The following is a 20815-nucleotide window of genomic DNA, read 5'->3' as shown; positions in this document are numbered from 1 at the left end:
GCCGCCCCAACCTAGCCCCCTATAACTCACCAAAATCAGGGAGCAACACCACAGTGGAACAATACCGTGGCACTACTATTTTATCCGTGCGTCGCAACGGCAAGGTTGTGATTGGCGGCGACGGCCAGGTCACTCTCGGCAACACCGTCATGAAAGGCAACGCCAAAAAAGTGCGTCGCCTGTATAACGGCAAAGTAATTGCCGGATTTGCCGGCGGCACTGCCGACGCCTTCACCCTCTTTGAACGCTTTGAAGCCAAACTGGAACAACACCGCGGTAACCTGACTCGCGCCGCCGTCGAGTTAGCCAAAGACTGGCGCACTGACCGCATGCTGCGCCGACTGGAAGCACTTCTGGCAGTGGCCGATGAAGAGGCCTCTCTGATCATTACCGGTAATGGCGATGTAATGCAGCCGGAGGACGACCTGATCGCCATTGGCTCCGGTGGTGCCTTTGCCCAATCAGCCGCTCGGGCACTGCTTGACTGCACCGAGATGAGCGCCAGGGAAATTGTCGAAAAAGGCCTCTCAATCGCCGGCGATGTGTGTATCTACACCAACCACAGCCGCACTATTGAAGAGATTGAATATTAACGCCCCCTGTCATTGCGAGGAGCCGTAGGCGACGTGGCAATCTCCCGACGCATCTGCCAGCTTGATGGAGATTGCTTCACTACGTTCACAATGACGAATTTGTTTTTAGCGTGCGACGTCAGACGTCTGACGTGCGACCAACCCAAATTGAACGGTGCCGCTTAGCAACTCAAATGGCACCCCGTAGAGCAGGACTCCAAATAACATGTCCAACATGACACCCAGAGAAATCGTTCACGAACTGGACCGCCACATTGTCGGCCAGAAAAACGCCAAGCGCTCGGTGGCCATCGCGCTGCGCAACCGCTGGCGCCGCATGCAGCTAAATGAAGAGCTGCGCAATGAAGTAACCCCCAAAAATATCCTGATGATTGGCCCAACCGGTGTCGGTAAAACCGAAATTGCCCGCCGCCTGGCTCGCCTGGCCAAAGCGCCGTTTATCAAAGTGGAAGCCACCAAATTTACCGAAGTGGGCTATGTAGGCCGCGAAGTGGACTCCATCATTCGCGACTTGGCGGAAACTGCGGTTAAACAGATTCGCGAACTGGAGATGCAAAAAGTTCATCAACGCGCCGCCGATGCGGCCGAAGAGCGTATTCTCGACGCCCTGCTCACCCCTGCTCGCGGAAGCGAACCTGAGGAGAACAAGGACTCCAGCACACGCCAGCTATTTCGCAAAAAATTGCGTGAAGGCGAACTCAACGACAAGGAAGTAGAGATCGACGTCGATGCCTCCATGGGTGTAGAAATTATGGCCCCTCCCGGCATGGAAGAGATGACCAGCCAACTGCAGGGCATGTTCTCCAACTTGGGATCGGGCCGCAAAAAACGCAGCAAGATGACTGTCGCCAAAGCCATGCATCTCTTGCGTGACGAGGAAGCTGCCAAGCTGGTCAACGAAGAGGACATCAAGACTCGCGCCATTGAAGCCGCCGAACAAAACGGCATTGTGTTTATCGACGAGATCGACAAAGTGGCCAAACGCGGCGAAACCTCTGGTGCCGATGTCTCCCGCGAAGGCGTTCAGCGCGACCTGCTGCCGCTGATTGAAGGCTGCACCGTGACCACCAAATATGGAATGATCAAAACCGATCACATCCTGTTTATCGCCTCCGGCGCGTTCCACCTGACCAAGCCGTCCGACCTGATTCCGGAACTGCAGGGTCGTCTGCCGATTCGTGTGGAACTGGACTCGCTGAGCGCCGATGACTTTGAGCGCATTCTTACCGAGCCAACCGCCTCGCTTACCGAACAGTATCGTGAATTGTTGGCGACTGAAGGCCTGAAAGTGGCCTTTGCCAACGATGGAATTCGCCGCCTCGCCGAACTGGCATTTGAGGTCAACGAAAAAACCGAAAATATAGGTGCCCGTCGCCTGCACACCATGCTGGAGCGATTGCTGGAGGAGGTCTCTTTCGACGCTTCCGATCTGGCCACCAAAGGCGAGCACGTAAATATCGACGCTGCCTATGTGGACAAAGCGCTGGGTGAACTGTCGCAGGATGAAGACCTGTCGCGGTTTATTCTTTAATCTGGCTTGACGTCGGAAGTCTGACGTCTGACGCTGCGGTGGCCTAGCCACCGCAAAACATTAACTGGGTGCTGTGCGTCCGACGTCCGACTTCAGACGTCCGACCCATCGGGCACCGGAGGTGCTCGATGCTCCCCACCAAAATCAAACTCCACAAAGCCGACGGCCATTTGGAGATTCACTACGCCGATGGCTCACGCTTTGAACTGAGCGCCGAATATCTGCGGGTTATGTCACCCAGCGCCGAGGTTAAAGGTCACGGTCCCGGCCAGGAGGTACTTCAATATGGCAAACGCCATGTGAAGCTGTTGAATATTGAACGGGCTGGCAACTACGCGCTGCGGCTGGTGTTTGATGATGGCCACGACTCTGGAATTTACACCTGGGACTATCTGCACAAACTGGGCAGTGAATACGAAAGACTTTGGCAGGATTACCTGAACCAACTTGCAAAAGCCGGCAAGCATCGCGAAACGGATGTGCAAGTGGTAAAGCTGATCGACCCCGGCAATCCCTAGTGCTTGTCGGCCCCCTCAGCTGTTTTGCATCACCAGCGTTTTCAGTTCGCGCTCCAGCTGCTCGGCGTCTCCAAGGTTCAGCTCAATCAGGCGCCGCAAGTGACCTGCACTCTCAATATCCAGTTCAGTGCACTGCATCCCCTTGAAATCGCCTTCTTCGTGAGCGATCACTCCCTGCATTTCGATAATGACGTCGCTGCTTAGGACGACATGAAGGTTGGCGGAGTCACCTACTGACAGAAGTGTTTCACCCAGCACCCGGAACAGGGCACCTTTTAGGGAAAGGTCAACCAGTTCAACCGGAACATGTTCCTTGTCGTGGTAGAGCGTGACAATAGTTACAAAAGGTATACGTTGAAAACGGCGTCTTTCTGCTGAGCTCACTGTGACATCCTCGTCTGGGGCTATTTGCCTGAACTATAGCGTTTCAAAAAATCGTAGCAAAGTATTACTTATACACCAGTGGAACGCGCGCCGTAATCCCTGTTAACAGCACCCACACGATTGTGTCAGCGTGGGCTGCCACTTCCACGGCACTGACACGCTGGCCATTGCTGGCTTCCCCCCACAGAACTACGGGGTCACCAACCTTTGCATCGGGCAAATCCGAAAGGTCAACAGAGAGCATATCCATGGAAACCCTTCCCAGCAGGCGGGTGCGTTGACCATTAACCAACATTGGGGTTCCGGTTTGGGCATGGCGCGGGTAACCATCCCCGTATCCGGCAGCCACTGTGCCAACCCGGGTCGGCTTGTCCGCCTTCCAGCTCTGGCCATAACCAAGGCCTTCGCCCACTTCCAGATTGTGGATCGCCATAATCTTTGAACGCACCGTCATTACAGGCTGCAACTGGTCGGCAATGCCATGAGCCTCATTAAAAGGCGAGCAACCGTACATCACCAGCCCCGGCCGCACCCAGTTGCCTCGAGTATCTGGCCAGGCAAGCAGGCCTGCCGAATTGGCCAGTGAAACATCACCGGGCAACCCTTTGGTGGCCTCTGCAAAGCGCTGCAGTTGTTGATCGGTAAAATCACTGCCCAGATCGTCGGCGCAGGCCAAGTGCGACATCAAGCGAATTTCCGAAACATTGGCGCTGGCATCAAGATCCCGGTAAGCATCGCGAAACTCTTCGGCGGTAAATCCTAGCCTGTGCATACCGCTGTCATGTTTAAGCCAGGCTACAATCGGTTTTTCAAGATTTGCAGCCAGCAGCTTGTCCAGTTGCTCGCGACTGTGGATCACCACTTCAAAACCAAAGTGAGCAATTTCAGGCAGCTCACTGGCTTCAAAAAATCCCTCCAGTAACAACACCGGCTGTTGAATGCCGGACTCCACCAACTCAAGCGCCTCTTCTATACAGGCAACCCCGAAAATATCTGCTTCCGGCAGAGATCTGGCCACCTCCACGGCGCCGTGTCCGTAACCATTGGCTTTAATAATCGCTACAATGCGGGCATTTCCCGCACAGGACTTGATCAGGTTGAAGTTGTGCTGTAGGGCACTGCGGCTGATATCCGCTTGAATGTACCGAGCCATTTATTTTCTTGGTTCCCAGGGCCTGTTAACGCTAGTTATGCAGTTATTGTACCCTGCCATTTTGCAGAAAAACCGCAAATATTCTGCATAAACAGCTTCTACATACTTCATATGGATTGATTACCCACCAAAAAATCCACAAATGTTCGATTGGCAATCGACAGGTACTTGCCTCGCTTCCAGGCAATTCCCAACGACAACCAAATGGGCTCCTGAAACGGGATGCTCACCAGCACCGGTTCACTCTCGGTCATCGCCCGCAATCCTATCGTGACACCATCACCGGCACTGACCATACCAAGGATCATGCCCAGCAGGTCAGTTTCCATCACTATTTCCGGCACTACCTGAAATCGCAGACTGAGGCTGTCCACCAGACGACGCAGCGCATAGTTTTCCCTATATAGCACAAGGGGTTGGCGAGCGAAGTCTTCAAAAGCAACACTCCTTTTGCTTGCCAGTGAATGTTGTTTACTGACACAGGCCACCACTTCCTGGCGGGTCAATGGTACCGCCTCCACCCCATCCGGCAGATCATCCATATTGACTACCGCCATATCGGTAGCCCCCTCTTCCAGCAGCTGGCGAGCGCCGTGCGTACCCTCGTTGAGCACCCGTAAACTGAGGCCGGGATACTGTTGGCGAAACGCCTTGATATGAGGCAAGAAAAAGTAGCTACCCAGCATGGCGCTGGTACTGAAGCGTACTTCGCCGCGCTGCAGGCTGTTAAAGTCCGCCATCTGTTGTTGCGCTGCCTGGACACCGTCCAGCAGCTTGCGGGCGTGCTTGACCAGCACCGAACCCTCGGCCGTGGGCACCACCTGGTCACCGCGATTGAGCAGGCTCAATTGCAGCTCTTTTTCCAATTTACCAATGGCGATACTGACCGCGGGTTGGGCCATATTGAGCATCTTGGCAGCACCGGTAAAACTGCCGCACTCCACAACCGCCAGGAAGATTTCCAGCTGTCTGACATTCATATATCTTTTATATACCTTCGATATAAAACATATATTTTATTTATAATATATACCATCGTATAGTGCGCCACCTAAATCCGTTTCTTTTGGAGAAATCGCCATGCCACACAGCTGGGGCAAATTTGACTGGCAGGATCCGTTCCTGCTGGAGCAACAACTGACCGAAGAAGAGCGCATGGTGCGCGACGCCGCTCGCCAGTATGCTCAGGAAAAGCTGGCCCCGCGCGTACGCGAGGCATTCCGCAACGAGCACACCGATCGCGAAATCTTTAACGAGATGGGCGAAATGGGTCTGCTCGGCTCCACTATCCAGGGCTACGACTGCCCGGGCGTTAACTACGTTTGCTACGGTCTGGTGGCTCGCGAAATCGAGCGCGTCGACTCAGGCTACCGCTCCATGCTGAGCGTACAGTCCAGTCTGGTAATGTACCCGATCTACACCTACGGCACCGAAGAGCAGAAACAAAAATACCTGCCAAAACTGGCTACTGGCGAGTGGGTTGGCTGCTTTGGCCTGACCGAGCCGGATCACGGTTCTGACCCCGGCGGCATGAAGAGCCGCGCCAAGAAAGTAGAGGGCGGCTATATCCTCAACGGCGCCAAAATGTGGATCACCAACTCCCCGTTTGCCGATGTATTCGTAGTATGGGCGAAGACTGAAGACGACGTGATTCGCGGCTTCATTCTGGAAAAAGGCATGAAAGGCCTGTCCGCACCGAAAATTGAAGGCAAGCTGGCACTGCGCGCCTCCGTAACCGGTGAAATCGTGATGGAAGATGTATTTGTTCCAGACGAAAACCTGATGCCGGGCGTTCAGGGGCTGCGTGGACCGTTTGGCTGCCTGAACAGCGCCCGCTACGGTATCTCCTGGGGTGCTCTGGGTGCCGCCGAAGCCTGCTGGCACACCGCTCGCGACTACGTGTTGGATCGCAAGCAGTTCAACCGTCCGCTGGCAGCCAACCAGCTGATCCAGAAGAAGCTGGCCGACATGCAGACCGAAATCAGCCTGGGCCTGCAGGGCTGCCTGCAAGCCGGCCGCCTGAAAGACGAAGGCAAGCTGGCACCGGAACTGATCTCCCTGCTCAAGCGCAACAACGCTGGCAAAGCGCTGGAAATTGCCCGTGTTGCTCGCGACATGCACGGCGGTAACGGCTGTTCCGACGAATACCCGATCATGCGCCATATGCTGAACCTGGAAGTGGTGAATACCTACGAAGGTACTCACGACGTTCACGCCCTGATTCTGGGTCGTGCCCAGACCGGCATACAAGCGTTCTGCTAATCAGCTTTTAGATGTACTAAAAAGGCGCAGCGGATTCGTATCCTCTGCGCCTTTTTAGTTTTGGTTCACCAAAATGCCCCCCCTTGCCTCGGGAATTATTTGAGCAATATTGCCCTCTGAGATAGTCTGACGGCTTATTAATTATGGTTTCCCCTATGCTTCGCACCACTGCTGCCTTTGTGATGACACTTCCCTTGCTGATAGCGAGTGGGCCGACCATAGGTGCTGACAACAGTGATGCCTCCACAGCGCAGTCCTATATTGATGCCATTGAAGCGCGGCAAGCCGAGCTCGGTGCCTATGACCCCGGTCTGACCGAGCTTTACCAAGGGCTTGCTCATCAGTATCAGGAACAGGGGCATCATTCCGAAGCGATCAATGCCCTGCAACGGGCGATGCATATCAACCGGGTGGAATACGGCCCCTACAGCATTCTTCAGGAGCCGATGCTGCGGGAGATGATACCCAGCCTGACCGCGCAAGGTGCCATCGACAAGCTTGCCTTTAACTATCATTTATTGGTGGGGATCTATCGCAAGCACTACGGCCAATTCGACGCCAAACTGCTGACTGTGCTCAATGAAGCCAGCCAGTGGCATCGCAGCCAACTGCGCCAGACCACATTTGATATCACCAACAGCCACATCGGCCAGATGTGTGAGCTATCTGAAGAAGCCGAGAAAATCGCCAAACTGCTCCCCGACAATAACACTGAGGAACGCATTATCCCTCTACAGCTACAGGCCGAATGCCACTACTACAACAGGCTTTATGAAGAGGATCGCTGGCACAGCCGGGCTATGAGCTATTCCGCTTTTGATGACCGCCAGAAACAAAACCAGCGTCGTGAAGAACTGCGACGCCATGAACGGGAACTCTACAATCTTTACCAAATGGGCTTGGCAAAACTGGAACGGGTTTACCAGATCACTGTCAATGACAATTCCTCGCCAGCTCACCAGGCGCAGGCTCAAATTGCCATCGCTGACTGGCACCTGATTCATGACCGGGTGCAATCCGCCAACGATGCTTATCGACTGCTCTGGTTGAGGCTCGACAATAATCCAGACCTACAACAAGAACTGTTTGGCCGGGCAGTACTGCTACCGAACTTTATCGCCGATACACCGCCAGCCGATGCCAATCGACTTGCCCATGTAAGGCTCAACATCAGTGAGCGCGGTAAACCCAGCCGAATTCGCGTTTTGGAAACCCTGCCAGAGCAAGACAAACAAACTGCCAAAGAGGCCCAACGTTTAATTCGTAATTCTTTGTTCAGACCACACTATAAAAATGGCAGACCCGAAGAGCTGGCCGAGGTTGATGTGACGCTGCCCATAAAATGGAAAGAGGATAATTGACAACAGCCCATGGCCTGTCGACAGTAAGTATTCAACTAGTGTTAAAAGACCCTAAGGCACCTTTTCATTACTTACAGGTCTACAAGCACGATACAAACTGAAACGGGCTACATCGTCAATGATTCGAACTGCCTCTGCTCTGCTAACCATAATACTTGCAGTAAGTTCTCATAGCGAAGATACGCTGTTTTCGGACGAGCCCTCCCTGAAATCGCCATTTGCTCTCGAATATATTGAGATCATCGACAGATTAAGCGATCAACAAGGGGCTTTTTACGAAGGACTCCACGATCCATTGATACGCTTGGGTAACCTGCAGCTTGAAGAAGGCTATCCATTAGAAGCTCTTAAAACATTCAAAAGAGCTCGACACATCAGCAAGATTAACCACGGCATTCACAGCTTTTCACAAGCCGAAAGTATGCGTGGAATACTACAAGTTCTGCTATTAACGGGCGAGTCAGAACTCTACGAAATTCTCAAGCTCCATTTGGATTCGCTATATCAAACTACACTGCAGAACCCCAAAGTTGCAGATCTTCCGGCTCTGGTCAGTGGCAGCGAATGGCACCTGAATAAATACAAAAATGATCTACTGCAATTTTCTTCAGACGATTTAGTGGATTCAGTAAAGTTGTCAAAAGCGGCACTGACATTATTGACTGAGCAATTCGGTCCAAGCGACCAGCGTTTGGAAAAGCCTCTCAGGCTACTTATGGAATGCCAATATTATTTAGCCAAACACCAGCAGACACGTGTGTCCTACACCAGTGGCAGGTTTCAGGCAGGCACACAATCTTCCATAAAGCGTCATTATCAACAGGGACTTGAAGCAGCAAGGCGGTTAGTGGCCTTATTTAAGGCAACCGGTGAGCCACGTGCAATTGCACTGGCACTTTTGGATTTGGGTGACTACATGCAGGTATTCAGCCAACACGTCAACGCTCATAAGGTCTACAGCGAAGCCTGGCAACTGTTGAGCAGTAACGGTGAGTATGAATTGTTGGCTGAATCTTTCAGCAAGCCGGTGTTATTACCTGAGTTCGATGAGGATCTTTATAGCGGAATTCCTAAAGCACTGGCTAAAGTTCGGCTGGACATAGATGGCTCGGGAAAAACCAGCAACATAAAAGTTGTTGAGACCTTTCCAGCTGCCAATCGCCAGGTAGCCAACCTGGCGAAAGAACTGGCCGACAACTCTGTTTTCAGGCCTCTTTTTGCAGATGGCGAAGCCGTTTCTGTACAGCAGCACGAGTTTAATGTGCTATTTCCGAATTAACTGAGCCAGAAGAGCTCACCCCATTACCCGCAGGCTCCAGCGGTAAAATTCGAAACGACAGGTAGCCATAAAGTGCACTGATAATCGGGCAGATCCAACAGAGTATGGCCCAGGGAGCATAAGTCCAGGTTGCTACGCCCAGGGTGCTGGCCATAAATAAACCGCAGGTATTCCACGGCACCAGAACAGAGGTCAAGGTACCAGCATCTTCAATTGCACGGGACAGATTAAGGCCGTGCAGCCCCCGTTCCCGGTACACGTCCTTGTACATCTTCGCAGGCACCACGATAGCAATGTACTGATCAGCACAAGCAACATTGGTACCGATACTGGTAGCAAGTGTTGCCGAGATGAGACCACCCACTGTTTTTACTCCGCTGAGAATCGCCTTTATCGCCCGCTCCAACAATCCGGAACGCTCATAGGCACCACCAAATGAGAGCGCACATACAATCAGAAACACGGTGCTTAACATATTGCTCATGCCACCCTTGGAGAGCAGTTTATCGAGCATCGGCGAGCCGGTTTCAATGGAAAATCCATCCATCAATGCCAATGCCACTCCCTTGAACAGATTGCCGGCGTCCTCACCACCAGCAAGACCGTAAATCCTGGAGCGCTGAACCCATAAAGCCACCAGAATAGTAGACAGTACTCCCAGCCACAGGGCAGGCAACACTGGTCTACGCCAGATAGCCAAAGCAAAAATAATCACCAGGGGTAAAAAGACCGGAAACCCTAAATAAAACTGCTGTTCCAGAGCGTCATTTACCTGCACAAGATTTGAACTGATCTCTACGTCACCAACACCAAAACCGGCTATCGCATACACCAGCAATGCAATCGTAAATGCGGGAATCGTAGTCCAGCCCATATGACGTATATGATGAAACAGATCATTACCAGTAATGCCGGCTGCAAGATTTGTAGTATCGGAGAGCGGCGATAATTTATCACCAAGATAGGCACCAGAAATTACGGCACCGGCTGTAATCCCGGGGGATAACCCCATCGCGACTGCCGCCCCCATCAATCCGACACCCAGTGCGCCGGCCACTGTCCAGGAGCTGCCAATACTCAGCCCGGTGATGGCGCAAATTAACGCGGTAGCAAGGTAAAACCACTGCGGGGACATCAGCTGGGTGCCCCAGTAAATAATCGCGGGCACCGTTCCTGCGAGGATCAATCCACCAACCAGAGCCCCCACAGTAAGCAATATCAGTATGGCTTTCAGCCCACCAGCGACACTTTTCACCATGCCCTGCTCAAGGTATTGCCAACTCAGGCCATTTTTAACTCCGACCAGACAAGCCGCCGCCGCAGAAGCCATCAATGCCAACGAGGTATACCCCCCTGCATCATCCCGAAAGGTAAAAATAATGGCGAGCAAACCGGCGATCAAAACCAATACCGGAATAAACACATCCAGCAGACTTGGTGACTTGTCTGGGCGAGACATAGCGTACCTCGTAATTATCATTATGTAAGCGGGCTATAGTAGGCGATTACCGGTGGTATTTGCAGTGACAGAATTTGTTCGACCACTGCGTCACAAAAAAATCTTTACAGACAACAAGCATTGAACAACCGGGTCTATAGTAGCAATAGGAGCTTAATAATCTTCTTCGCTTGAAGATATACATGGATCGGCCCTCTTTTGGAACCAACACAGTTACCACAGCTCTAACCTTTTGTGCTGTAACAGGTATGGAAAAGGCCATGTTAAGCCGACTATTAATAGTGACCCTACTGGGAACGTCACCCTCTTTTGCTGAACAAACCGGTGATAAGACAGGTGATCCCTCCCCTGAAACCAATACATCCAATCAACCGGATGAAACGCCTACTATGCCTGTTACAGGCATGCCAAACGCCAGCAATCCATCTGCAGAGAGTGATCTTACCGAGTCCGAGAACCCAAACACTGTTCTGTATTATCAAGATGAGATTGAACGTTACGAAGTGACTGCAGGAGCTTACGACGGTCACATGAGCGAGCTCTATTTCAGTCTGGGCAAATCACTTCAACAAGATAACCAGCACGTAGACGCCATAGACGCCTTCCGCCACTCCCTGCATGTAAACAGGGTCAATAACGGTATCCACAGCCTCACACAAGAGCCTATGCTGAGAGGCATGATCGAAAGCCAGAACGCTCTGGACAATTACATAGAAGTCACACGAAACTACAGCCAGCTGCTGTGGATTTATGAAAAAACTTACGGTTTTTCAGCCCCTGAGCTGATTCCAGTCCTTGAGGAAGCCAGTAACTGGCACCAGAAGATCTACGAGCTAAGCGATGAGAAAAATGCCGCTGGTCACCTGATTCAATCCATCGCCCTTGCCGGATCAGCTGTAGATATTGCCACAGAAAATTTTGGCAATACCAGCCTGCAACTCATACACCTGCTGAAAAATATCGCCTACAGCAGCTACCAGCTGGCAAACCACTACGGTCAATACCGCTATATCAACGCTCAGGATCGATCCAACTTTCAGATTACTCGAAATTCCAGTTTTGCCCGCCTCGACTCAAGTAGTCTTCCCATGGCGACCGGAAGCTCAGATGAAGAACGTATCTGGCAGGACAGTTACAACAGCGGACTGATGGCTTATCAACGCATCATCGATATTCTTAATGACAATGATGCCGAGCCTCAGCTGCGCGCCACAGCCTTGGTCCAATTGGGTGACTGGTTCACCCTGTTCAAACGTCGCAGTTCAGCACTGGACGTTTATGAGCAGGCATGGAATCTGCTTACCGAAGTGAACGACCTGGAGACCCTTGATAAATTGCTGGGCTCACCGGAAAGGCTACCCGACTTCGATCGTGACAACGGACAGCCACTTCCCGACCAATTAGCCCGAATTGAAATGAGAATTACCAGTGATGGTCTGGCAAGAGACATCGAAATTCTGGAAACTTACCCGGCTAATGACGAAGGTCTCGAGCAATCTGCACGGCGAATTTTGCGCAACTGGAAATTCCGGCCCAGGTTTGAAAAAGGCAAGCCGGTGGAAACTGAAGGATATGTACTGAACTTGCACATCCATAAATGATCAACTGTTAGTACAGACAGATTGAATGCTAAAGAGAGCGCTATGAAATTAAGCACATGCTGTGCCATTACCGTGTTAACTGCCTTGGCATTGAGTGGCTGCCAGACTCAGCAGTCCCAAAGTCAAAGCCAGAGCCAGAGCCAGTCTCAGAGCCAGTCTCAGAGCCAAAGCCAGTCCAGCCAGTCGTCACAGTCCGAGTCGAGTTCAAGCTCATCTTCCAGCAGCTCGTCCAGCTCGCCGTCTATGCCATCTGTGCCCTCAGTACCCTCAAGTTCAAGCAGCTCTCAAAGTAAGAGTAAAAGTAGCAGCCAGAGCCAGAGCTCTTCGGACGACAGCAGTGACAGTGATGCCAGCAGACCGGATACCGCTGAAGAGAGCTACGGAAAACGCGGTGGTGGCGAGGAGCGCAAATCCGAAGATATTCCCGACCCTAATCAAGAGTCCGGGCAGGACAGCGATTACGAAATGGACCCCAGCGACCCAAGCAGCAGTGCCAGTGCCCAAGCGGAAGTACTGGAAGACATTCAGGAAGTTCTTGAGAGTATTGAGCAAAAAATCGAGGGCGCAGTAAGTAGCGCCTCTCCCGATGAAGTGGCCGAAATGGAAGCCGTACTGGACTCGATGGGTGAGTTTGAAGCCGACATCGATGCCAGTCTGGAGTCTGGCATGCCAAGCGCTGATCTGGACATCCCGACCCTGGAGGCATTGCTGGACGTACTGTCTGACCTGGATGCCGCCATGTCAATGCCAGAGGCTGGCGAACCCGGTGGTGGACCAACCGTCAGCAGTGCTGAGGTGGCCACGCTGGAAGATCTGCTCGACATTATGAGCAGCAGTGGTCCCGATCAAGGTACCGCAGGTTCTGAGCCTGCTGCATCTGGAAACGAAGAAATAGCGGTTCTGGATGCCCGCCTCGAAGAGGCCATGGGTGAATTCGATGGCATGATCAACGCTGACCGTGCTTCAGCCCAAGGCGACCCGGGAGAATTCCAGACCGAAGCGGAAGATGAAGGCTCTCCAATCTCTGATGACGACCTGTTCGCCGAAGGTGATGTTTCCAAATCCGGAGGCGAAGGTGGCGACGGTCAATCAGCCGCTATCCCGCAGATGCCGGAGTCTCAGGATGGCAATGAGTCAGGGGCCAGCGGTGGACAACAGGGAAGATCACAAGGTGTCGGAAACGGCAAAGATCAACAAGCGGCCGTACCAGACGACATTCCCGACGGTAGTGATGATGACATCGTGGCTCGCCAGATTCGAGAGGCAGCGATGAATGAAAAAGACCCGGAATTAAGGGAAAAACTCTGGGAAGAATATCGCAAGTACAAAAACAAGAGTAAGTGATGGCAGTTAGTGAAATTCACAATACGCTTGGAGACAAGCCATGAGTAACAGGATAAGCCAACTGGCTCTGCTGGCCTGCCTGGCCTTGGTTGCAGCCTGTACAAGTACCACAGTTACTACTACGGCTCACACACCCCTGGAGCAGGAGGAAGAGGTAATTCCGGAATCCCAGCTGCTCGACGTTGGAGTAATCCCCTTTGACCCGGGCCTGGAGAGAGCTGATCCCGACGACGAAACCCTGATGCCGGAAGTGCGCAATGCCGAAGGGCGCTTCCTGGCACTGAACCTTTCAAATACTATTCAACGAAGCGCTGGTTGGGGCGCGGTGCGCATAGTTCCCTCCACACAGACAGTGACTGACGTCTATATCGAAGGCACGATTCTTCACTCTGATGGAGAACGACTTATCGTTGAGATCAAAGCGTTCGACAGCAGCGGCTCACACTGGTACACAAAAGAGTATGAGGAAATTGTCGGCAAGTATGCCTATGAGCGTCGCAACAGGGGCCGGGACCCATTTCAGGGCATCTATAACCGGATTGCCAACGACCTGCTCGACTACAAGCAATCCCTGCCGCCACAACAGGCAGAGCAATTGAGACTCATCTCGGAACTTCGCTTTGCCCGGGATTTCTCACCCCAGGCATTTAATGAATACCTGAGCCAGAATAAAAACGGCAAGCTGAATATCGAAAAGCTGCCAGCCACCAATGACCCTCTTCTGGAGCGGATTGAGCGTATTCGCAGCCGCGATTACCTCTACATCGACAATTTGCAGGAGCACTACCACACGTTTGTAAAACGCATGGAGACCCCCTATCAGGAGTGGCGCTCTATGAGTTACGATGAAGTAATTGAAGTGCGGAAATTGAAAAGGAAAGCCACTACCAACACCATCGCAGGTATTGGATTGGTTTTGGCCGGTGTAGCCGGTGCTGCCTCAAGTAATAGTAGTGGTGGTCAAGCTGCCGGTATCGCCGGTATTGGGGGCGGAGGGATTCTCATCAAAGAGGGCTTTGCGAATCGACAGGAAGCCCAGATCCATATTGATACCCTCAACGAGCTCGGCACCTCTCTGGAGGGCGAGATTGAACCACAGATAATTGAACTGGAGGACCGCACCATTACTCTAACCGGTAGTGTGGAAGCCCAGTACGAACAGTGGAAAGGTATTCTGCGCGAAATCTATGAACAGGAACGGGGCGAATAAATTAGAGCCAGCATGAGCACAGACAAAGACGATTTCGACACCATACAACCCACTGAGATACCACTGACACAACCAATAGCAACTGCCGGAGAACCCAACCGGCAGTTTTCTCGTAAATTGATTATTGGTGTCGGTCTGGTGTTAACCCTGCTTATGGCTCTGGCAGTTATTTTTGTACTGCCGCAAATGGTCAGCACCCCCACCAATATAGCCACCGGAGACAGCGAAGAAGCCACACAGGCAAATGCCACTCAAGCGGCCCGCCCCAAAGACTCTCCATGGCAGGATGCCCAGTTGGAAAAAGCCCGACGAGAGGCGCTCGATATCATTGCCAAGCTGCTGGAGCGCCAGCAATACCTTGAGAGCAAATCGGTCAACCTTTGGGCTCAGGAGCGTTACCAGGAAGGCACCGCCACAGCCGAGCAGGCCGATATCCAGTATCGCCAGAGGGAGTTTGAAACTGCCCTTGGCAACTATCAAAAAGCCCTGGATATCTTTACCGAATTGGAAAGTTTGGCAGACCAAACCCTTGAGCAGAGCCTGACATCCGGGATTGAGGCAATCGAAAACGGCAATGCCTCTCTGGCCCGTCAGCACTTCGAGCTGGTTCTTGCCATTGAGCCCCAAAACCCCGCCGCTATTAAAGGCCTGAGTCGTACCGAGGCACTACCACAAGTCACCGAAGAAATCGCTAAAGCACGGGCAGCCCTGAACAAGAGCCAACTGGAAACAGCACGCAAGCACTTTAAGGCTGCGCTGAAGCTGGACAGTGACTCCCGCACGGCTCGAGAAGGAATTACCAGCATTGATGAGCAAATCATCAATCGGGACTATATCGCCGCTATAAGCAAAGGCTTTTCGGAACTGGAATCCAATAACCTGAAAGGAGCAACCAGTGCTTTTCAGCAGGCTTTAAAGCTGAAGCCAAATTCCGCAGACGCGCGACGCGGCCTTGAACAAGCCCAAACCCAAATTACCAGACTGAGCTTGCAAGCCAAGCTCAGCGAAGCGGCCAAACGCGAACAACAGGAATCCTGGCGAGCAGCAGAAACGCTTTACAGCCAGATTCTGCGCAATGACAGCTCCGTGGTGGACGCCAGGGTTGGCCAGATTCGTACCAGCACCCGTGCAGAACTGGATGAAAAGTTGCAGGACCTGATCGACAACTCTATGCGTCTGACCAGTTCCAATACCTTTGATAGTGCCCAAAAGCTGCTGGATGAAGCCCGTAAGGTGGACCCCAGAGGGCCCCGACTGATAAACCAGATTACCACCCTGCAGACCCTGATGATTAAAGCCTCTACCCCGTGGCCGGTGGAACTTCACTCCGACAATGCCACCGCCGTAACCATCTTTCGAGTGGGTGAACAGGGCAGCTTTGACTCTAAAACACTGCAGTTAAAGCCCGGCCGCTATGTCGCTCTTGGTACCCGCAAGGGCTTTCGTGATGTGCGGGTGGAATTTCATGTAACCGGAGCCAAAACCGGTCCAATAGTTATTGAGTGTAAGGAACCAATCTGACATGACGACAGCCGAGAACCAGAATAACTCAACAGGCGTCGACTCCCACAGCATCTCACCAGCGGAGTTCACTCCGCTACGAGGCCCGATCAAACGGCGTCGCAAATTGCGTCCTGTGGCCATTGCCGTCACTTGCGCACTGGTGTTGGCAGGATTAGTTCTCTGGTTTCTGCTCAGCGCGCGAGCCATATTTTTTGACACTGACCCTGCCAATGCCCAAATCCAGATTGATGGTGCCTTTGTTTTTCAGGTCTCCGACAGTTACCTGATGCACCCGGGAAGCTATGAGGTTTCCACCTCTGCAGAAGGCTACTTTCCTGCGACTCAAACGATCGAAGTATCGAAAGCCGATAGCCAGCGTTTTGACATCTTGCTGGAAAAAATGCCTGGCCACCTCGAGCTCACTAGCACCCCCACAGGTGCCAGCATTACCTTGGACGGCATTCCTCGCGGAGAAACACCAGTGACAATTGAGTCACTGTCCCCGGGAGCTCACCAGCTGGTAATGAGTGCTCCACGATATTTCAAACAAACCCTGGCTATCGACATCGAAGGCCTCGATAAAACCCAGTCACAACAGGTGGAGTTAAAACCCGCTTGGGGACAGCTGACCATTGATTCCTCGCCACAGGGAGCCGAAGTACTGATAGCCGGTGAGCTCCGCGGCCAGACCCCCCTGACTACAGAGCTGCTGGAAGCCGGAGAGTCCGTAAAAGTTCAGCTGACTGGCCACAAATCCTGGCAGCAGAACCTATCGGTAAAAGCTGGCGGTGAGCTGGTAATTGATGACATCAAGCTGGAAAAAGTGGATGGTCTCCTGAAACTCGCCACCAGTCCCAGTGGAGCCAGTGTCACCATCGACAACACCTACCGTGGAGTTACCCCACTGGAGCTTGCACTCAAGCCCGATGCAGAGCACAGCCTTTCGCTATTCCTCAACGGTTACCAGACCTCGAAACACAATTTTCGTATTGCATCTGGTACAGAGAAGACCCTGAATATCAGCCTCGCCGCCGAAACTGGAAAACTGAGAGTGGACAGCCAGCCGGCAAACTCACAGGTGTATATAGACGGCCAGCTTCGTGGTAACGGCGGCGAGAGCTTTGCTCTTCCCGCCCGCGCCCACACTATTGAAGTCCGTGCCAAGGGCTATGCCAGCCAGAAGAAAACCTTTACTCCTCGCCCCGGCATCCAGCAGGTACTGCAGTTCAACCTGCTCACCGAAAAAGAAGCGCGCTGGGCAGCAACCCCGAGGGAGATCACCTCTCCGGTAAACCAAAAACTGAAACTGTTTCGCCCTGAAAGCAGTTTCACTATGGGTGCCTCGCGCCGCGAGCCTGGGCGCCGTGCCAACGAAGTACAACGGGAAGTTACCCTGGCGCGCCCCTTCTATCTCGCCACTCATGAAGTCACCAATGCGGAGTTCCAGCGTTTCAATGCCAAACACTTCTCTCGCCAGGCTGGAGGTGTAAGCCTCTCTACCCCCAAGCAGCCAGTGGTCAATGTCAGCTGGGAGCAGGCTGCGCTGTTTTGTAACTGGTTGAGCGCCAAAGAAGGCTTGCCGCTGTTCTATCAGGTCAGCAAAGACAAGGTTACCGGTATAAACCCCGAAGCCACCGGCTATCGATTACCTACTGAAGCCGAATGGGCCTGGGCTGCCCGCCAGCTGTACGGCAACATGCTGAAATTCTCTTGGGGCGATAGCTTTCCGCCCGAGGGCAAAGCAGGCAATTATGCCGACCGATCTTCCGCGAAAATCAACAGTCGTGTTGTCAAAGAGTACGATGACGGCTTTGCAGTCAGCAGTCCCGTGGGTCGATTTGATCCCAACGACAAGGGGTTGTACGACCTGAGTGGCAATGCCGCTGAATGGGTCAACGACTATTACGGAATCGAAATCAATTTGTCCGGAAAAAAGCAATTTGACCCTATCGGACCGGATTCCGGCGAGTTCAGGGTAATACGTGGTGCCAGCTGGCGTCACGGCAGCGTCACCGAATTACGTCTCTCGTATCGCGATTACGGTATTGAAGCAAGAGACGATGTGGGATTTCGAATTGCCCGCTATGCAGAGTAGCTATCTGTGAAAAGTAACTATCTGTGAGGAATAGCAGTCGATGACCAGAAAAACTGGTACAAAAAAGTGGAGCCTGATCTCTTTAGTGGGAGTATTCAGCCTGGCTTTGGCATTCGGCAGTTTTGCTGAAGACCCCAAGCCAACACCGGAAAAGGACAAAACCGAAAAACTGCCAGAAAAAGAAAAGCCGGAAAAAGTGGAACAGGAAAAAACCGAAGCCGAGGGTGAACAGCAAAAAGCACCACCGCCCCCCAAGAAAAAAGAAGATATTTTCAAGCCTACGGAAGAAATTTCCGAAGATTTGTCGGTGCCGTTCCCCATTGATATTTAATTTTCAGCGGATGTGAGAACAAAAATGAAAAAGCAGGCCTCAACCGAATTTATCTACCAGATATTTGCACTGATCTTATCGCTGATACTGGTACATACCATTTACGTGGCGCTGATTCGCCCCAATGCCAATGCCATTTTGCAGCACCAGCTGGAACGTGAAGCCGCTGGTGAGGTGGTAGTTACCGAGCGCTCCATTTACATTGTGCTCAAGGATTTTGAACAGGAGTCCTGTTTTATTCTGATGCTGTGGGCAATCGCCATAATGGGCTACAAGGCGCGGCAAACGGTTCACGAGCGTCGCCTGCTGCAACAAAAGCTGATACAGGTGGATGAAGGTACCCGCATACTGCCGGAAGACGCCCGCCAACTGACACGACCGATTCAGGCACTTCCCGAACAAGAGCAGACCTACCTGTTACCGCGCGCATTAACCGCCGCCCTGAACCGCTTTACTGCCACCAAAAGCATTCAGGACGCCTCAGCGGTAACTGGCGAGGTATGTGAGAAAGAGTCAGACCGACTGGACTCGGAACTCTCGATGGTGCGCTACATTGCCTGGGCAATTCCCTCCATCGGGTTTATCGGTACCGTGCGCGGTATTGGTGAGGCACTCAGTCAGGCCGACAAGGCCGTACAAGGCGATATCGCCGGTGTTACCGCCAGCCTTGGTGTTGCCTTTAACTCGACGCTGATTGCCCTGGTCATCAGTATTGTGGTGATGTTCCTGGTCCACCAGTTACAGCTGCAACAGGAGCGCCTGGTGTTGGATATTCACGGCTATATCGACAACAAACTTTTGCGGCACTTAAAAGCTGACTGAGTACCGGGCCTGTTGAAAACAGTATTTCGCCAAACAGATGTGGTTTGGCTATAGACCCAAAGGGGTTCGCAATGACAATAGCAGTATTTGACCTTAATGATTGCGCCATCGGTCATGGCAGCAACACCGATAACTGGCAGGAGAGCCCCGGGTTTGCCCTGCTGGAAGGTGATGCCATTGTCACTGGCCACAAAGCCCGTGAACGAGCCTGGCTGGAGCCTCAACGCAGCTTTCAGCACTATTGGCATCAGCTGAATCTGTCACCATTAAGCAGTCACAATCGCTCCGCCCGTCACCATGCCGATCTGGCCTATGCGCAATTGCAGCAACTCCATCAGGACAGCCAGCAGCCGGAGGAAGTCATTCTCGCGGTACCAGGTAACTTCACCCGCGAACAATTGGCATTGCTACTGGGGCTGATCAAAGCTTCCCAGTTTAAGGCCATTGGCCTGGTAGACAGCGCCATCGCCGCGATCAGCAGCGCCCCTGTCCAGCAAAATGGCTTGCATCTGGATATTCAGCTGCACCAGTGTGTTATCACTCGAATCAACGTAGACGGGGACATTCACCGCATTTCCGTAGAGCCCCTCAATGATCTCGGACTGAAGGGAATGATGGACAGTTGGGCGCACCACATAGCCGAGCAGTTTATTCACCAGTATCGCTACGACCCGCTGCACACCGCACACGGCGAGCAACAACTTTACGACCAGTTACCCAAATGGCTGAACGACCTGCAGAGTTCGCAACAAACTACTGCGTCCCTCGATACAGCCAAAGGGAATTTCAACCTCAACCTGTTGCGCGATGAGTTGATGGTGAGCAGCCAGGCTCGTCTGCAACGATTGCTGCAAGGGGTGGATAAATTCCTTGAGCCAGGCGACTGTATTTACCTGTCACACCGTCTTGCGCAACTGCCCGGTGTCGTCGATGCCCTTAATGCCAGCTGTCATGTTCTGTCCGAGCACGCCGTGCTTGAGGGCTGCCTGCAACACCAGCAGGCAATACGCAGTGACAGCGAGGCACTGAAGTTCATTACCCGGCTTCCCGCCGACAACCCGGTTTCAAAACCTCAGTCATCTACAACAGCGGCCACTTCCGAAGGCAGTGCCAACCCCACCCACGCATTGATTGGCCATCGCGCCCTGGCCATACAAAGTCAGTTAGGCTTAAGCCTGAATGAAAATGGCCAGTTAACAGCATCCCCGGAATCCAATGCTGACCTGGTACTGGCGATAAACGGCAACGGCCTGAAACTGCACAGTCGTCCCGGCGTCGAAGTAGAGGCTCCCAGTGAACTTCAAGCCGGCTCGGTGATTAAGTTAGTTGGGAAACCCATTGTTCTCATTCAGGTTGAGTCGTAGGGCCT

General features: G+C 52.7%; 18 protein-coding genes. 14 read left to right on the top strand and 4 right to left on the bottom strand.

Annotation, left to right across the window (positions count from 1 at the left end):
- Nucleotides 1-53: 53 nt before the first annotated feature.
- The 3 genes from hslV to QP938_02410 all read left to right on the top strand — a co-directional run bounded on the left by hslV (nucleotide 54) and on the right by QP938_02410 (nucleotide 2642).
- Nucleotides 54-593: an ATP-dependent protease subunit HslV gene (gene hslV / locus QP938_02420; protein WIO74781.1), complete on the top strand. Its 540-nt coding sequence runs from the start codon at nucleotides 54-56 to the stop codon at nucleotides 591-593.
- A gap of 205 nt (nucleotides 594-798) precedes the next feature.
- On the top strand, nucleotides 799-2124 hold the full coding sequence (gene hslU / locus QP938_02415; GenBank protein ID WIO74780.1) for an ATP-dependent protease ATPase subunit HslU: 1326 nt from the start codon (nucleotides 799-801) through the stop codon (nucleotides 2122-2124).
- 128 nt (nucleotides 2125-2252) lie between these two features.
- A complete protein-coding gene (locus QP938_02410) occupies nucleotides 2253-2642 on the top strand; it encodes a DUF971 domain-containing protein (protein ID WIO74779.1) in 390 nt (129 codons plus the stop codon).
- Nucleotides 2643-2657: 15 nt separating this feature from the next.
- Here the strand turns inward: QP938_02410 and QP938_02405 are convergent, their stop codons facing one another.
- The 3 genes from QP938_02405 to QP938_02395 form a co-directional block, all read right to left on the bottom strand.
- Entirely contained in the window at nucleotides 2658-3026 is a 369-nt protein-coding gene (locus QP938_02405; protein WIO74778.1) for a PilZ domain-containing protein, read from the bottom strand.
- 64 nt (nucleotides 3027-3090) lie between these two features.
- A complete protein-coding gene (gene alr, locus QP938_02400) occupies nucleotides 3091-4179 on the bottom strand; it encodes an alanine racemase (GenBank protein WIO74777.1) in 1089 nt (362 codons plus the stop codon).
- A gap of 107 nt (nucleotides 4180-4286) precedes the next feature.
- Entirely contained in the window at nucleotides 4287-5159 is an 873-nt protein-coding gene (locus QP938_02395; protein WIO74776.1) for a LysR family transcriptional regulator, read from the bottom strand.
- A gap of 100 nt (nucleotides 5160-5259) precedes the next feature.
- On the opposite strand from QP938_02395, the gene QP938_02390 reads away from it, so the two are divergent.
- The 3 genes from QP938_02390 (at nucleotide 5260) to QP938_02380 (ending at nucleotide 9081) form a co-directional block, all read left to right on the top strand.
- A complete protein-coding gene (locus QP938_02390; GenBank protein WIO74775.1) occupies nucleotides 5260-6441 on the top strand; it encodes an acyl-CoA dehydrogenase in 1182 nt (393 codons plus the stop codon).
- A gap of 155 nt (nucleotides 6442-6596) precedes the next feature.
- Nucleotides 6597-7802: a hypothetical protein gene (locus QP938_02385; protein ID WIO74774.1), complete on the top strand. Its 1206-nt coding sequence runs from the start codon at nucleotides 6597-6599 to the stop codon at nucleotides 7800-7802.
- A gap of 118 nt (nucleotides 7803-7920) precedes the next feature.
- Nucleotides 7921-9081: a hypothetical protein gene (locus tag QP938_02380; GenBank protein WIO74773.1), complete on the top strand. Its 1161-nt coding sequence runs from the start codon at nucleotides 7921-7923 to the stop codon at nucleotides 9079-9081.
- Here QP938_02380 and nhaC read toward each other — a convergent pair.
- Nucleotides 9059-10540, bottom strand: coding sequence for a Na+/H+ antiporter NhaC (nhaC, locus tag QP938_02375; protein ID WIO74772.1), 1482 nt, complete (start codon nucleotides 10538-10540; stop codon nucleotides 9059-9061). The two genes, QP938_02380 and nhaC, sit on opposite strands and share 23 nt — an antisense overlap.
- 260 nt (nucleotides 10541-10800) lie before the next feature.
- Between nhaC and QP938_02370 the strand changes: the two genes are divergently transcribed.
- From QP938_02370 to QP938_02335, 8 genes are all read left to right on the top strand, one after another.
- Nucleotides 10801-12141 carry an energy transducer TonB gene (locus tag QP938_02370; protein ID WIO74771.1) on the top strand — a complete coding sequence of 447 codons (1341 nt, stop codon included), beginning with the start codon at nucleotides 10801-10803 and terminating at the stop codon, nucleotides 12139-12141.
- Nucleotides 12142-12183: 42 nt separating this feature from the next.
- Nucleotides 12184-13485 (top strand): hypothetical protein, encoded by a 1302-nt coding sequence (locus tag QP938_02365; protein ID WIO74770.1) that lies wholly within the window; start codon nucleotides 12184-12186, stop codon nucleotides 13483-13485.
- Between the two features lie 40 nt (nucleotides 13486-13525).
- Nucleotides 13526-14695 (top strand): hypothetical protein, encoded by a 1170-nt coding sequence (locus tag QP938_02360; GenBank protein ID WIO74769.1) that lies wholly within the window; start codon nucleotides 13526-13528, stop codon nucleotides 14693-14695.
- A 12-nt stretch (nucleotides 14696-14707) separates the two neighbouring features.
- Nucleotides 14708-16216 carry a hypothetical protein gene (locus QP938_02355; protein WIO74768.1) on the top strand — a complete coding sequence of 503 codons (1509 nt, stop codon included), beginning with the start codon at nucleotides 14708-14710 and terminating at the stop codon, nucleotides 16214-16216.
- 1 nt (nucleotide 16217) lies between these two features.
- Nucleotides 16218-18293: a PEGA domain-containing protein gene (locus QP938_02350; protein WIO74767.1), complete on the top strand. Its 2076-nt coding sequence runs from the start codon at nucleotides 16218-16220 to the stop codon at nucleotides 18291-18293.
- Between the two features lie 40 nt (nucleotides 18294-18333).
- On the top strand, nucleotides 18334-18624 hold the full coding sequence (locus QP938_02345) for a hypothetical protein (GenBank protein ID WIO74766.1): 291 nt from the start codon (nucleotides 18334-18336) through the stop codon (nucleotides 18622-18624).
- Nucleotides 18625-18648: 24 nt separating this feature from the next.
- The gene (locus QP938_02340) at nucleotides 18649-19446 is read left to right on the top strand and encodes a MotA/TolQ/ExbB proton channel family protein (protein ID WIO74765.1); all 798 of its coding nucleotides are present in this window, start codon (nucleotides 18649-18651) and stop codon (nucleotides 19444-19446) included.
- A gap of 71 nt (nucleotides 19447-19517) precedes the next feature.
- The gene (locus tag QP938_02335) at nucleotides 19518-20810 is read left to right on the top strand and encodes a hypothetical protein (protein ID WIO74764.1); all 1293 of its coding nucleotides are present in this window, start codon (nucleotides 19518-19520) and stop codon (nucleotides 20808-20810) included.
- Nucleotides 20811-20815: the final 5 nt, after the last annotated feature.

The organism is Porticoccaceae bacterium LTM1, assembly GCA_030252795.1.
Taxonomy (GTDB): Bacteria; Pseudomonadota; Gammaproteobacteria; order Pseudomonadales; family Porticoccaceae; genus SCSIO-12696.
The sequence above is the reverse complement of the archived record's forward strand: the minus strand, read 5'-3'. Positions and strand labels throughout refer to the sequence as shown.

What these genes read in the sequence shown, in the direction of transcription:
- QP938_02345 (WIO74766.1), top strand. Translation starts at nt 18,334, where the DNA reads ATGACCAGAAAAACTGGTACAAAAAAGTGGAGCCTGATCTCTTTAGTG.
- QP938_02350 (WIO74767.1), top strand. Translation starts at nt 16,218, where the DNA reads ATGACGACAGCCGAGAACCAGAATAACTCAACAGGCGTCGACTCCCAC.
- QP938_02335 (WIO74764.1), top strand. Translation starts at nt 19,518, where the DNA reads ATGACAATAGCAGTATTTGACCTTAATGATTGCGCCATCGGTCATGGC.
- QP938_02340 (WIO74765.1), top strand. Translation starts at nt 18,649, where the DNA reads ATGAAAAAGCAGGCCTCAACCGAATTTATCTACCAGATATTTGCACTG.
- hslU (WIO74780.1), top strand. Translation starts at nt 799, where the DNA reads ATGTCCAACATGACACCCAGAGAAATCGTTCACGAACTGGACCGCCAC.
- alr (WIO74777.1), bottom strand. Translation starts at nt 4,179, where the DNA reads ATGGCTCGGTACATTCAAGCGGATATCAGCCGCAGTGCCCTACAGCAC.
- QP938_02365 (WIO74770.1), top strand. Translation starts at nt 12,184, where the DNA reads ATGAAATTAAGCACATGCTGTGCCATTACCGTGTTAACTGCCTTGGCA.
- QP938_02380 (WIO74773.1), top strand. Translation starts at nt 7,921, where the DNA reads ATGATTCGAACTGCCTCTGCTCTGCTAACCATAATACTTGCAGTAAGT.
- QP938_02360 (WIO74769.1), top strand. Translation starts at nt 13,526, where the DNA reads ATGAGTAACAGGATAAGCCAACTGGCTCTGCTGGCCTGCCTGGCCTTG.
- nhaC (WIO74772.1), bottom strand. Translation starts at nt 10,540, where the DNA reads ATGTCTCGCCCAGACAAGTCACCAAGTCTGCTGGATGTGTTTATTCCG.
- QP938_02410 (WIO74779.1), top strand. Translation starts at nt 2,253, where the DNA reads ATGCTCCCCACCAAAATCAAACTCCACAAAGCCGACGGCCATTTGGAG.
- QP938_02355 (WIO74768.1), top strand. Translation starts at nt 14,708, where the DNA reads ATGAGCACAGACAAAGACGATTTCGACACCATACAACCCACTGAGATA.
- QP938_02370 (WIO74771.1), top strand. Translation starts at nt 10,801, where the DNA reads ATGTTAAGCCGACTATTAATAGTGACCCTACTGGGAACGTCACCCTCT.
- QP938_02390 (WIO74775.1), top strand. Translation starts at nt 5,260, where the DNA reads ATGCCACACAGCTGGGGCAAATTTGACTGGCAGGATCCGTTCCTGCTG.
- QP938_02395 (WIO74776.1), bottom strand. Translation starts at nt 5,159, where the DNA reads ATGAATGTCAGACAGCTGGAAATCTTCCTGGCGGTTGTGGAGTGCGGC.
- QP938_02385 (WIO74774.1), top strand. Translation starts at nt 6,597, where the DNA reads ATGCTTCGCACCACTGCTGCCTTTGTGATGACACTTCCCTTGCTGATA.